Genomic DNA, 11,825 nt, shown 5'->3' on the forward strand with positions numbered 1-11,825 from the left:
TGCTTCGTGCCCTTTCACGCCGATCGATACCGGTCCGCGCCGCGGGGTTCTCGGTGGGGGGTTCGGGGGGCTGCCGTGAGGTGGGCGGGTGCGGCAGCGTCGTGGTTCGTTGCGCAGTTCCCCGCGCCCCTGGTGGGGGGTGGTGGCGGCGTGTTGTCGGGTGCGGCGGCGTTGTGGTGGGGTGCGCAGTTCCCCGCGCCCCTGAGGGGGCCTGGTCGCGGGGGGCGGCTGTCTGGTGCGGCGGCGTCGTGGCTGGTCGCGCCGTTCCCCGTGCCCTCGGCGGGGGGCTGGGGTGCGCGGTGGTGGTGGTAGGTGTGGTGGGGGGTGAAGCCCAGGCGGGTGTACAGGGACCGGGCTCCCGCGTTGTCCGTTTCCACCTGGAGCCAGCCGGCCGAGGCGCCCTCCGCGAGGGCCCGGCGGGCCAGCGCCGTCATCACCGTGGTGGCCAGGCCCCGGCGGCGCAGCGCGGGGTCCACCTCCACCGCGGCGAACCCGGCCCACCGGCCGTCGACCACGCAACGGCCGATCGCCGCCGGCACCCCCGGCTCACCGCCGGGCACGGTCGCGAACCACACCGAGGGACCGCTGCCCAGTACCTCCAGCGCCACCTCGCTCACGCCCTTGCGCTGATAGCGCCCCAGCCACCCCTCGTCCGCCTCGCGCGACAACGTGACCGTCCGGTCCGGGCCGGGATCCGGGAGGTCCGCCACCGGCGCCAGCGCGCCGGTCCACAGCTCCGCGGACACCTCACGCACCCACCCCCGCGCCTCCAGCTCCGCGCACAGCGGCTCCTGCGTACCCTCCGCGCCCGTGGCGGTCTGTACGTAGGCGGGCAGCCCACGGACCGCGTACCACTCCCGTACGCGCGACAGCGCCTCGTCCAGCGGCACGCCCGGGTCGCCCAGGGGCAGGACCGAGTTCGCGCGTCGCGTGAAGCCGGACGCGGCCCGCAGTTCCCACCCGCCGAGCCGTTCGCGCTCCACCGGCCGCCAGGCCCGCGCGGCGATCCGCGCGAGTTCCTCGTACGAGGCCGCGGGGCCCCGCCTGCGGGCCGGCGCGGAGGGGACGACCTTGCCCGCCACCAGCGTCGCTTCCGGAATGCGGACGCTTTCCCCGGACCGCCGTGTGATCAGCAGCACACCGTCGTCCCATGATGTGAGAACACCGACCGTGTCGGTGAACTTCTCACCCTCGGGGGCCCCTTCGCGCAACCGTCGCACCGAGACGCGTTTGCCCACGTCAGCGGGGGTGACACGGACCTCAAGCCGGAAGTGTGGTGAGAAATCCACAGCTCAGTCCAACCCTCCTGTTCGGATCATGCCCAAGAACGGAGATACTAGGTGCGGGCATCGACGACGCCGCGCTCCCGCGCGCCAGGTGGCGGAGCCTGAAGACGGCTCGCCAGCGCCCTATCGAGGAGGAACGACAGCGTGACCTACGTCATCGCGCAGCCTTGTGTCGACGTCAAGGACAAGGCGTGCATCGAGGAATGCCCGGTCGACTGCATCTACGAGGGCCAGCGGTCCTTGTACATCCACCCGGACGAATGCGTCGACTGTGGTGCCTGTGAGCCGGTCTGCCCGGTCGAGGCGATCTTCTACGAGGACGACACTCCCGAGGAGTGGAAGGACTACTACAAGGCGAACGTCGAGTTCTTCGACGAGCTCGGCTCGCCCGGTGGTGCCAGCAAGCTGGGACTCATCGAGCGCGACCACCCCTTCGTCGCAGCGCTCCCGCCGCAGAACCAGTAGGCGGCCCGTGCGCAGGCGGCGCCGCACGGCAGCAGCCGCGGGCGCCGCTCCGGTCCCGTACGGCCCGCCGCCGTGCGGGACCGCCGTGTCTCGGGACCGCCGAGTCTGCCGTGCCGTGCCGTGCAGAAAGTGAGCCAGAACCCGTGTCCGCAGTCTCCGACCGGCTTCCCGCCTTCCCCTGGGACAAGCTGGAGCCCTTCAAGGCGAAGGCCGCCACTCACCCGGACGGCATCGTCGACCTCTCCGTCGGCACCCCGGTCGACCCGGTGCCCGAGCTGATCCGGAAAGCTCTGGTCGAGGCCGCCGACTCGCCCGGCTATCCGACGGTCTGGGGCACGCCGGAGCTGCGGGACGCGCTGGTGGGCTGGTGCACGCGACGGCTGGGCGCCCGGGACCTCACCCACCGCAACGTCCTGCCGGTGGTCGGTTCCAAGGAACTGGTGGCCTGGCTGCCGACCCAGCTGGGCCTCGGCCCGGGGGACAAGGTGGCCTACCCGCGCCTGGCGTACCCGACGTACGAGGTCGGCGCCCGCCTCGCCCGCGCGGACCACGTCGCGTACGACACGGAGACGTTCGCGGCTGCCGCCGCGGGGACGGACCTGGACCCCACCGGCCTGAAACTGCTGTGGCTCAACTCCCCGTCGAACCCCACGGGCCGGGTGCTCTCGCAGCGGGAGCTCACCCGGATCGTCGCCTGGGCGCGCGAGCACGGCATCCTCGTCTTCTCCGACGAGTGCTACCTCGAACTGGGCTGGGAGGCCGACCCCGTCTCGGTCCTGCACCCCGAGGTGTGCGGCGGCTCGTACGAGGGGATCGTCGCGGTCCACTCGCTGTCGAAGCGGTCGAACCTCGCGGGCTACCGGTCGGCGTTCCTCGCCGGTGACCCCGCGGTCCTGGGCGACCTGCTCCAGATCCGCAAGCACGGCGGCATGATGACGTCCGCGCCCACGCAGGCCGCCACGGTGGCCGCGCTCTCGGACGACACCCACGTCCAGGAGCAGCGCGCGCGGTACGCGGCCCGCCGCGAGGCCCTGCGCGACGCCCTGGTCCGCCACGGCTTCCGCATCGAGCACAGCGAGGCGAGCCTGTACCTCTGGGCGACCCGCGACGAGTCCTGCTGGGACACGGTGGCCCACCTGGCCGCCCTCGGCATCCTGGTGGCCCCGGGCGACTTCTACGGCCCGGCGGGCGACCGCTTCGTCCGAGTGGCCCTGACAGCCACGGACGAACGAATCCAAGCAGCAACATCCCGCCTGACAACCGGCTGACACCACGCATGGCCTGACGGCGCGCATGGCTTGACGCCGCGCATGGCGTGGCGCCGTCCACGCCCTGACACCACACGCGGCTTGACGCCACACACGCCCTGGCGCCGCGCACGGCTTGACGCCGTGCACGGCCTGAGGGCGCGCACGGCGTGGCATCCCCCGGCTCCGGCGGGTGACGACACGAGCGGCTTGACGCCCTCGGCGGGTAAGGACACGAGCGGCTCGACGCCACCCGTGGCTCGACGTCAGCCGCCGGGGGACGACGCACGCGGCTGGGCGGCCCGGCCGGCGGCGCAGGCCGACGAGTGTCCGCCGGTCGGCGGCCGGGTGGTGTTCATCGGCGCCCGGAGGGCCGCCGTTCAGGGGCGCGGGGAACTGCGCACCCAGCCACGGCGCACCCGCACCCGACAACCCACCCGTTCACCGATCCACCGACCGCCGAAGCGGGTGAACGCGCAAAGGGGAAGGGGCCCAGGGGAATCCCCTGAGCCCCTTCCCCGCGCGGGCCGAGCCGGCGACAGGCCGATCAGCCGAGCGGCAGCCCCTGCAGCGGCAGCCCCTCGGTCGGCAGCCCGCCCTTCGAGACCGCGTCGGTCGGCAGCCCGCCACCGGCCGCCGACCCCGCGGTGTCACCGAGCACGTCACCCGTGGTCCCGGCGACGTCCCCAGCGGTCTTCTGCGCGGCGGGCGTCGCGGTCTTCACGGCCTTGCCGCTCGTCTTGCCCGCGGCCGGCACGGCCTTCTTCACGGCCTTGCTGCCCGTTTCGCCGGCCGCCCCGGTGGCGTTCTGCGTGGCACCGTCGACGGTGGTGCCCGCGTTGTCCAGCGCGCTCAGGCCACCGAGGTCGGGGGTGGCCGGCAGTGCGGCCGCGCTCGCGGAGCCGGCCGCACCGACCACGGGCGCCGCTCCCGCTGCGATGAGCAGCGCGACACGGGCGATCCGACGGGTCAGGGGGAGGGACATGGTGCTCCTTTGACGGGGAGAGAACGATGAAATCTTCGACCGTGTCCGGATGTTGATCGTTCCGGGCTCGGACGCAGTGACTACCGCTCGAAGCCCGCGAAGGTTGCGGTGGCCCGACGTAAAGAGTTGGTAATGCGTCGCATTATCGGCTGCGGAGAAACCCGGGCAAAGAAGGCCTCGCCGGAAAGCCGGCCGAATCCCCACAGCCCTTTGCTGACAAGGGATTCGGCGCCCACGCGGCAGGTGCGGGACAAGCGCGCGAAAGAGCCGCAGAAAACTGCGGTGACCTGTCGACCTGGCACGCCGGGAGTGCCACCAACGGGTGAGGGTCCGTACTACTGCCCGGTGACGATTCGAACCTCGTCCGCGGCGTTCCGGGCGACCGGATCCTCGGTGCGCCACTCGCTGCGGGTACTGCCGGCCGTCCACACCCGGCCCGCGTACGAGACCCGCTCGACGTGCAGCGCGGACGAGTTGGCGACGGCCCAGTGCGCGAGGGCCCACCCCCGCTGCCGCTGCCCGCCCCCGGTGGCCGCCCTCTCCGGCACGGGCACGATCACGGTGCGCCCGCCGCCGGACCCGCTCACCGCGGCGGACGGCACGGACGAAGCCGACGGTGTGGACGAGGGGCCGCCCGAAGGATCGCCCGAAGACCCGCTCGAAGGCCCGGTCGCCGGGTCGGCCGAAGGGCTCGCGGCCACCGCGGCACCCGCCTCCGCGAAGACCCCGCGCCCGAAGTCCCGTACCAGCGCGGTGCGTACCGACTCCGGGCCGCCGGGCCGGGTGTCCGGGCGGCCCTCGCAGGTCAGCGTGGCGGCGGCGCGACCGGTCAGGGCCGCCGCGAGGAGCGTCGCGTCCGGCTCGTGCTTCGCGTACGCCTCCGGGTAGCCGCTGCGCTGGACGCGCTGCGCGGCGACGGTGAGCGGCAGCCGCGCGTAGTCGGGCACCTTGTCCAGATGCTCGTAGAACTCGCCCGCCGCGTACGCCGGATCCAGGATCTCCCGCTCGGTGCCCCAGCCCTGCGAGGGCCGCTGCTGGAAGAGACCCAGCGAATCCCGGTCGCCGTGGCCGAGGTTGCGCAGGGCGGACTCCTGGAGGGCCGTCGCGAGGGCGATCGTGACGGCCCGCTCGGGCATCCCGCGATTGAGGCCGACCGCCGAGATCGTCGCCGCGTTCACCGCCTGCTCCGCCGTGAACTCGTACGATCTGCCGTCGCCCTTGGCCGGGACGACCGTGCACTTGGGCACTCCGGACCCGCCGGTCAGGTACTGCACGGTGAGATAGGCCGCGACGCCGAGCAGGACGACGAGCGCCGATCCGAGACGGAGGAAGCGGCCACGGCGTACGGGAGCGACGGAGGTGGGGGACGGCTCAGGCACGCGTACAAGGTACTGGAGAGTACCGTCGGGGCCGTGTGAGGTTCCGGAGATCCGTGAGCCCGGGGACAGGCCTTCCGGGAGGCCGCGCGGACCGGGCGCGTTAGGGTCGACGGCATGGCCGACACCCCACTTGACCTCACGCTGGACGCCGCCCGGCTCACCGCGCGGCTCGTCGACTTCCCGTCGGAGAGCGGCACGGAGAAGCCCCTCGCGGACGCCGTCGAGACCGCCCTGCGCGCGCTGCCGCACCTCACGGTCGACCGGTACGGCAACAACGTCGTCGCGCGGACGAATCTGGGCCGGGCCGAGCGGGTGATCCTGGCCGGGCACATCGACACCGTGCCCATCGCGGACAACGTGCCGTCGCGCCTGGACGAGGACGGCGTGCTCTGGGGCTGCGGCACCTGCGACATGAAGGCGGGCGTCGCGGTCCAGCTGCGGATCGCCGCCACCGTCCCGGACCCCAACCGCGACCTCACCTTCATCTTCTACGACAACGAAGAGGTCGCCGCCGACCTGAACGGCCTCAAGCACGTGGCCGAGGCGCACCCTGAGTGGCTTGAAGGCGACTTCGCGGTCCTCCTGGAGCCCTCCGACGGGCAGGTCGAGGGCGGCTGCCAGGGGACCCTGCGGGTGCTGCTGAGGACCACGGGGGAGCGGGCGCACTCGGCGCGCGGCTGGATGGGCTCGAACGCCATCCACGCGGCCTCCCCGATCCTGGCCCGCCTCGCCTCCTACGAGCCGCGCTACCCGGTCATCGACGGCCTCGAATACCGCGAGGGCCTGAACGCCGTCGGCATCTCGGGCGGCGTGGCCGGCAACGTGATCCCCGACGAGTGCGTGGTGAGCGTCAACTTCCGTTACGCGCCCGACCGCAGCGAGGAGGAGGCCCTGGCCCACGTCCGCGAGGTCTTCGCCGACTGCGGCGTGGCCGAGTTCGTCGTCGACGACCACAGCGGGGCGGCGCTGCCCGGCCTCTCGCATCCGGCCGCGGCGGCCTTCATCGAGGCGGTCGGAGGCACCCCGCAGCCCAAGTACGGCTGGACGGACGTCTCCCGCTTCAGCGCGCTCGGCATCCCGGCGGTCAACTACGGCCCCGGCAACCCGCACTTGGCTCACAAGCGTGACGAACGTGTCGAAACCGGCAAGATCCTGGCGGGGGAGGAGCGGCTGAGGGCCTGGCTCACGGCCTGACCGACGCTCCGACCGCCAGCCTGATCCACGGCGGACATGCCGGCGTCCCCCCTCCGTCACCCGCGTAGATCTACGCTGAGGTGGAACGATCGGCAAGCGGAGGGAGCGGACATGGCTACCGGCAACCCCGAGGGCAGCAAGCAGCCACCGGAGGAGCAGCAGCTGGGCCCCGTGCTGCGCAGGCGGGGGCAGGTGCAGGCGAGCACGACGGACCAGCGGCTGCTGGACGAGCGCGCTCCGACGGACTGGGTCCACACCGATCCCTGGCGCGTGCTGCGCATCCAGTCGGAGTTCATCGAGGGTTTCGGAACGCTCGCCGAACTCCCGCCCGCCATCAGCGTCTTCGGCTCGGCGCGCACCCCGGCGGACTCTCCCGAGTACGCGACCGGGGTCGCGCTCGGCCGCGGTCTGGTCGAGGCGGGCTTCGCGGTGATCACCGGTGGCGGGCCCGGGGCCATGGAGGCCGCCAACAAGGGCGCCTGCGAGGCGAAGGGCATCTCCGTCGGCCTCGGCATCGAGCTGCCCTTCGAGCAGGGGCTCAACGAGTACGTCGACATCGGTCTCAACTTCCGGTACTTCTTCGTCCGCAAGATGATGTTCGTCAAGTACGCGCAGGGGTTCGTGGTGCTGCCGGGCGGGCTCGGCACGCTCGACGAGCTCTTCGAGGCGCTCACCCTCGTACAGACCCAGAAGGTCACCCGCTTCCCGATCGTGCTCTTCGGTACGGAGTACTGGGGCGGGCTGGTCGACTGGCTCAAGAACACCCTGATCGCCCAGGGCAAGGCCTCGGAGAAGGACCTCCTCCTGTTCCACCTCACGGACGACGTGGACGAGGCGGTGGCACTGGTGTCAAAGGAAGCGGGGAGGTAGGAGGGGCTGCGGTTCCTGCCTCGGGGGCGCTGCCCCCGAACCCCCGGTCCTCAAACGCCGGACGGGCTGAATCACTTCAGGCCGTCCGGCGTTTGAGGACGAGCGCGAAGCGCGATAGGGGGGCGAGGAACCCCCTACGCCAGCCCCCGCCGGGCCACCGTCGGCGGACGGTGGCCCGCGATCGACGCCACCATGTCGAGCACCTGCCGCGTCTCCGCAACCTCATGCACCCGATACACCCGCGCCCCCAACCACGCCGACACCGCGGTCGTCGCAAGCGTCCCCACCACCCGCTCCTTGACCGGCCGGTCGAGCGTCTCGCCCACGAAGTCCTTGTTGGACAACGACACCAGCACAGGCCACCCCGTGGACACCATCTCCCCGAGCCGCCGCGTCGCCTCCAGGGAATGCCGCGTGTTCTTCCCGAAGTCGTGCCCGGGATCGATCATCACGGATTCCCGGGGCACCCCGAGGGACACCGCCCGCTCGGCCAGCCCCACCGTCACCCGCAGAATGTCCGCCATGACGTCCTCGTAGGCGACGCGATGAGGCCGCGTACGAGGCAGCGCACCGCCCGCGTGCGTGCACACGATCCCCACCCCGTACCGCCCGGCGACCTCGGCGAGCCGCGGGTCGACCCCGCCCCAGGCGTCGTTCAGCAGGTCCGCGCCGGCCTCGCAGACGGCCTCGCCGACCTCGTGCCGCCAGGTGTCGACGCTGATGACCACGTCGGGGAAGCGGCGCCGCACCTCGGCGACGAACCCGACGGTCCGCCGTGCCTCCTCCTCGGCGGTCACCTCCTCGCCGGGTCCGGCCTTGACCCCGCCGATGTCGATGATGGCGGCTCCCTCGGACACCGCCTGCTCCACGCGCGCGAGCGCCGGCTCGTCGCGGAAGGTGGCTCCCTGGTCGTAGAAGGAGTCCGGGGTCCGGTTCACGATCGCCATGATCACCGGCTCGTGCGCGTCGAACTCGCGCCTGCCCAGCCTGAGCATCCCCTGTGACCTCTCCCCGTGGTTGTCGCTGTCGGGCCGCCTGCGACCCTAACGGTCAGAGTCGCATGGCACGATCGGTGCCTGACACTTTCCGTGCCGACGCGCCCCGCGTCGGCATCAGAGCGTGGGGACCTCAGAGATGTTCATGTTCCTGTTCCTGGTCGTCGCCCTCGTCGTCGTGGTCGGCGCGGTGACCCTCTCCGTCGTGGGAGGCGGTGACGGCGGCGCCCTCCCCGACGCGCTGCCGGAGCGCCTGCGGGATCCGCTTCCGCCGGACCGCCCCGTGCACCGCGGCGACGTGGAGGCACTGCGCTTCCCGCTGACCCTGCGCGGCTACCGCATGGTGGACGTGGACGACGCCCTGAACCGCCTCGGCGCCGAACTGGCCGAGCGGGACGCCCGTATCGCCGACCTGGAGGCCGCGCTGTCCGGCGCCCGCTCGGCCACGGCCCCTCCCGCGGCTCCGTCCGCGACGGCCTCCCCGGTCACCTCCCTGGAGAAGCCCGCGGAGGAGGACCACCGGTGAGCGACGCCCTGAAGGGCGCCGACGGTGCCCTGCGCTGCCCCTGGGCGCTGTCCGCGGACGACTACGTGGCGTACCACGACGAGGAGTGGGGCCGCCCGGTCCACGGCGACGACGCGCTGTACGAGCGGCTGTGCCTGGAGGCCTTCCAGTCAGGTCTGTCGTGGATCACCATCCTGCGTCGCCGTGAGGGCTTCCGGGCCGCCTTCGCGGCCTTCCGGATCGCCGACGTGGCGGCCTTCACGGACGCCGACAAGGAACGTCTCCTCGCCGATACGGGGATCATCCGCAACCGCGCCAAGATCGAGGCGACGGTCGCCAACGCGCGCGTGCTCGCCGACTGGGCGCCGGGCGAACTGGACGAGCTGATCTGGTCCTTCGCCCCCGACCCGGCCACGCGCCCGGCCCCGAAGTCGCTGTCCGACGTGCCGGCGGTGACCGACGAGTCGACCGCCCTGTCCAAGACCCTCAAGAAGCGCGGCATCCGCTTCGTGGGCCCCACCACGGCCTACGCGCTGATGCAGGCGTGCGGCCTGGTCGACGACCACTTGGCGGACTGCGCGTCCCGTGCCCGGCCCGCGGCTACCGCCCCAGGTACTTCGGCTTCTCCTTGTTGACGAACGCCTGTACGGCGATCAGGTGATCCTCGGACGCCCCGGCCCGCGACTGCAGCTCGTCCTCCTTCTCCAAGGTCTCGTCCAAGGAGTGCGTGATCCCGAACGCGAGGGACTCCTTGAGCGCGGCGTACGCGAGGGTCGGCCCCCCGGCCAGGGCGCGGGCGACCTTCACCGCCTCGGCGGCCAGCTCGGCGGACGGCACGATCCGATTGGCGATCCCCAGCTCGTACGCCTCCTGCGCCGTGATGCTGCGCGGGAAGAGCAGCAGGTCGGCGGCGCGGGAAGGCCCGACGACCCGGGGGAGCGTCCAGGAGATCCCGGAGTCGGCGGTGAGCGCGACCCCGGCGAACGACGTGTTGAACGCGGCCGTGTCGGCCACGATGCGGTAGTCCGCGGCGAGCGCGAATCCGAATCCCGCACCGGCCGCGACGCCGTTGATGGCCGCCACCACCGGCTTCGCCGCGCCCGTCAGGGCCCGCACGATCGGGTTGTAGTGCTCCTGGACCGTGCTCATGACGCCCTCGCCCGCGCCCGACTCGCGTGCCGCCAGCAGTCCGCCGACATGCTCCTTGAGGTCCTGGCCCACACAGAACGCCCGGTCGCCGGCGGCGGTGAGCAGCACGGCCCGTACGGACTCGTCCGCCGCTGCCGCCTGCGCCGCCTCGCGGAGGGCCACCTTGGTCGCGGTGTCCATCGCGTTCATCGCCTCGGGGCGGTTCAGCGTGATCGTCGCGAGTCCGTCGCTCACCTCGTAGAGCACGGTGTCGGCCATGATGGTCCCCTCAGGTGTCGCGGATCCGTCGTACCCGTCGGTACGCACTGCTACCGAGGACAGCATGGCGGAGATCATGGAGGGCGGCGGGGTTCGTACATGTGACCTGCGTCAAAGAATTCCGGTGTCCGAAAGTCCATGCAGTGGCGCAGTATCGCAGTCACACCGCCGAAATGGGTGGTTTTGATCGAGCGCGTTGCGTAAGCGATGCCGACTGATGTTGGTCATCGGGTCCTGAGATGCGGGATAATGGCTTGGAAGCAATGTGTTCGATGCCGGTGACGCGTGTCCGACGAGAGGACGCGTGCCCTTCTAGGGGGCCGTCGGCGACGATGAGCTGGTTTCAGGAAGGGGAACGAGCATGGCGGCCATGAAGCCGCGGACGGGCGATGGCCCGCTCGAGGTGACAAAGGAGGGGCGGGGCATCGTCATGCGCGTTCCGCTCGAAGGCGGCGGTCGGCTCGTTGTGGAGCTGACCCCCGACGAGGCTGACGCGCTCGGCGACGCCCTCAAGAAGGTCGTCGGCTGACGCGGAACGCGACCATACCCTTCCACTGCCCCGGCATCAGCGCGATGCCGGGGCAGTGGTGTTTCCCGGGGATGCCAGGGGCTGCGGGGGCTTTGGGGCCGCGGAGGGCTGCACGGCTCGCGGGCCGGCGGGGACGGGGTCAGCGCTTGCGGGCCGGGGGCGGGGTCAGCGCTTGACCGCGCACAGCAGGCCGTCGCCCACCGGCAATAGCGAGGGGACCAGCTCCTGGCTCTCGCGGATCGTGCGCAGCAGTTCGCGCAGCCGCAGCACCTCCGTCGGCTGCGGGCCCGACTCCACCGTGCGCCCGTTCGCGAACACGCCTTCGAAGACGACGAGGCCGCCCACCCGCAGCAGGCGCAACGATTCAGCGAGGTAGTCGAGGCACTCCAGCCGGTCGCCGTCGCAGAAGACGAGGTCGTAGCCCGCGTCCGCGAGCCGGGGCAGGACGTCCAGCGCGCGGCCCGGGATGAAGCGGGCCCGGTTGCTGGCGAAGCCGGACGCGCGGAAGGCCTGACGCGCGAACTGCTGATGTTCCGGCTCGGGATCCACCGTCGTCAGTACGCCGTCCGGCCGCATGCCGTGCAGCAGATGAATACCGGAGACTCCGGTTCCGGTACCGATCTCCGCGACCGCCTTCGCGTCCACGGTGGCGGCGAGCAGTCGCAGCGCGGCGCCCGTGCCGGGCGACACCGAGCGCAGGCCTGCCTCCCGGGCCCGCTCCCGGGCCCAGTGCAGTGTCTCGTCCTCGGCGACAAAGGCGTCGGCGAACGCCCAGCTCGTCAGCCGGTTGCCGGTAATGGCCCTCTCCTGTCCCCGTGGTTGCCTGGGCGTGACTGTATCCGTTGCCGCCGGGAACCCGCAGATGGGACCAGGCGTTTAGAGAGGGTGGGGAACAAGGGCCGCGAACTGCACGGGGGTGGCGGATGGACCGGGACGGCCGGCAAGTGCTGACGCAGCCTTATG

The 11,825-nt window shown here is 72.0% G+C and carries 12 protein-coding genes and 1 pseudogene; 7 read left to right on the forward strand and 6 right to left on the reverse strand.

The window, feature by feature from the left end:
- Positions 1 to 290: 290 nt before the first annotated feature.
- Positions 291 to 1,289, reverse strand: a pseudogene (locus K3769_RS16010) (GNAT family N-acetyltransferase); the annotation flags it as partial.
- A 141-nt stretch (positions 1,290 to 1,430) separates the two neighbouring features.
- Here K3769_RS16010 and fdxA point away from each other — a divergent pair.
- Together fdxA and K3769_RS16020 are read left to right on the forward strand one after the other, a co-directional pair.
- Entirely contained in the window at positions 1,431 to 1,751 is a 321-nt protein-coding gene (gene fdxA / locus K3769_RS16015; protein WP_003973842.1) for a ferredoxin, read from the forward strand.
- 143 nt (positions 1,752 to 1,894) lie between these two features.
- A complete protein-coding gene (locus K3769_RS16020) occupies positions 1,895 to 3,019 on the forward strand; it encodes a bifunctional succinyldiaminopimelate transaminase/glutamate-prephenate aminotransferase (protein ID WP_267027108.1) in 1,125 nt (374 codons plus the stop codon).
- A gap of 526 nt (positions 3,020 to 3,545) precedes the next feature.
- Here K3769_RS16020 and K3769_RS16025 read toward each other — a convergent pair.
- Both K3769_RS16025 and K3769_RS16030 read right to left on the reverse strand, forming a co-directional pair.
- The gene (locus tag K3769_RS16025; RefSeq protein WP_267027109.1) at positions 3,546 to 3,983 is read right to left on the reverse strand and encodes an ATP-binding protein; all 438 of its coding nucleotides are present in this window, start codon (positions 3,981 to 3,983) and stop codon (positions 3,546 to 3,548) included.
- 335 nt (positions 3,984 to 4,318) lie between these two features.
- Entirely contained in the window at positions 4,319 to 5,362 is a 1,044-nt protein-coding gene (locus tag K3769_RS16030; RefSeq protein WP_267027110.1) for a VldE C-terminal domain-containing protein, read from the reverse strand.
- A gap of 114 nt (positions 5,363 to 5,476) precedes the next feature.
- Between K3769_RS16030 and dapE the strand changes: the two genes are divergently transcribed.
- The gene (dapE, locus tag K3769_RS16035) at positions 5,477 to 6,556 is read left to right on the forward strand and encodes a succinyl-diaminopimelate desuccinylase (protein WP_267027111.1); all 1,080 of its coding nucleotides are present in this window, start codon (positions 5,477 to 5,479) and stop codon (positions 6,554 to 6,556) included.
- Between the two features lie 111 nt (positions 6,557 to 6,667).
- Positions 6,668 to 7,426 (forward strand): LOG family protein, encoded by a 759-nt coding sequence (locus tag K3769_RS16040; RefSeq protein WP_267027112.1) that lies wholly within the window; start codon positions 6,668 to 6,670, stop codon positions 7,424 to 7,426.
- 134 nt (positions 7,427 to 7,560) lie between these two features.
- On the opposite strand, the gene folP is transcribed toward K3769_RS16040, so the two are convergent.
- Complete coding sequence (gene folP / locus K3769_RS16045; protein WP_267027113.1) at positions 7,561 to 8,421, reverse strand: dihydropteroate synthase; 861 nt, start codon at positions 8,419 to 8,421, stop codon at positions 7,561 to 7,563.
- Between the two features lie 139 nt (positions 8,422 to 8,560).
- On the opposite strand from folP, the gene K3769_RS16050 reads away from it, so the two are divergent.
- Both K3769_RS16050 and K3769_RS16055 read left to right on the forward strand, forming a co-directional pair.
- Positions 8,561 to 8,947 (forward strand): DivIVA domain-containing protein, encoded by a 387-nt coding sequence (locus tag K3769_RS16050; protein ID WP_267027114.1) that lies wholly within the window; start codon positions 8,561 to 8,563, stop codon positions 8,945 to 8,947.
- Positions 8,944 to 9,561, forward strand: a complete 618-nt coding sequence (locus K3769_RS16055; protein ID WP_308216350.1) for a DNA-3-methyladenine glycosylase I — start codon at positions 8,944 to 8,946, stop codon at positions 9,559 to 9,561. Before K3769_RS16050 ends, K3769_RS16055 begins: the two co-directional genes overlap by 4 nt.
- On the opposite strand, the gene chcB is transcribed toward K3769_RS16055, so the two are convergent.
- Entirely contained in the window at positions 9,527 to 10,333 is an 807-nt protein-coding gene (chcB, locus tag K3769_RS16060; RefSeq protein WP_267027115.1) for a 2-cyclohexenylcarbonyl CoA isomerase, read from the reverse strand. The genes K3769_RS16055 and chcB overlap by 35 nt on opposite strands.
- Before the next feature lie 361 nt (positions 10,334 to 10,694).
- Here chcB and K3769_RS16065 point away from each other — a divergent pair, with 361 nt between their 5' ends.
- Entirely contained in the window at positions 10,695 to 10,862 is a 168-nt protein-coding gene (locus K3769_RS16065) for a DUF3117 domain-containing protein (RefSeq protein WP_003966491.1), read from the forward strand.
- 165 nt (positions 10,863 to 11,027) lie between these two features.
- Here the strand turns inward: K3769_RS16065 and K3769_RS16070 are convergent, their stop codons facing one another.
- Entirely contained in the window at positions 11,028 to 11,726 is a 699-nt protein-coding gene (locus K3769_RS16070) for an O-methyltransferase (protein WP_308216474.1), read from the reverse strand.
- Between the last annotated feature and the right edge of the window lie 99 nt (positions 11,727 to 11,825).

The sequence above is a fragment of the Streptomyces ortus genome, from assembly GCF_026341275.1.
GTDB classification, from domain to species: Bacteria; Actinomycetota; Actinomycetes; order Streptomycetales; family Streptomycetaceae; genus Streptomyces; species Streptomyces ortus.

What these genes read in the sequence shown, in the direction of transcription:
- K3769_RS16025 (WP_267027109.1), bottom strand. Translation starts at nt 3,983, where the DNA reads ATGTCCCTCCCCCTGACCCGTCGGATCGCCCGTGTCGCGCTGCTCATC.
- dapE (WP_267027111.1), top strand. Translation starts at nt 5,477, where the DNA reads ATGGCCGACACCCCACTTGACCTCACGCTGGACGCCGCCCGGCTCACC.
- K3769_RS16040 (WP_267027112.1), top strand. Translation starts at nt 6,668, where the DNA reads ATGGCTACCGGCAACCCCGAGGGCAGCAAGCAGCCACCGGAGGAGCAG.
- folP (WP_267027113.1), bottom strand. Translation starts at nt 8,421, where the DNA reads ATGCTCAGGCTGGGCAGGCGCGAGTTCGACGCGCACGAGCCGGTGATC.
- K3769_RS16050 (WP_267027114.1), top strand. Translation starts at nt 8,561, where the DNA reads ATGTTCATGTTCCTGTTCCTGGTCGTCGCCCTCGTCGTCGTGGTCGGC.
- chcB (WP_267027115.1), bottom strand. Translation starts at nt 10,333, where the DNA reads ATGGCCGACACCGTGCTCTACGAGGTGAGCGACGGACTCGCGACGATC.
- K3769_RS16065 (WP_003966491.1), top strand. Translation starts at nt 10,695, where the DNA reads ATGGCGGCCATGAAGCCGCGGACGGGCGATGGCCCGCTCGAGGTGACA.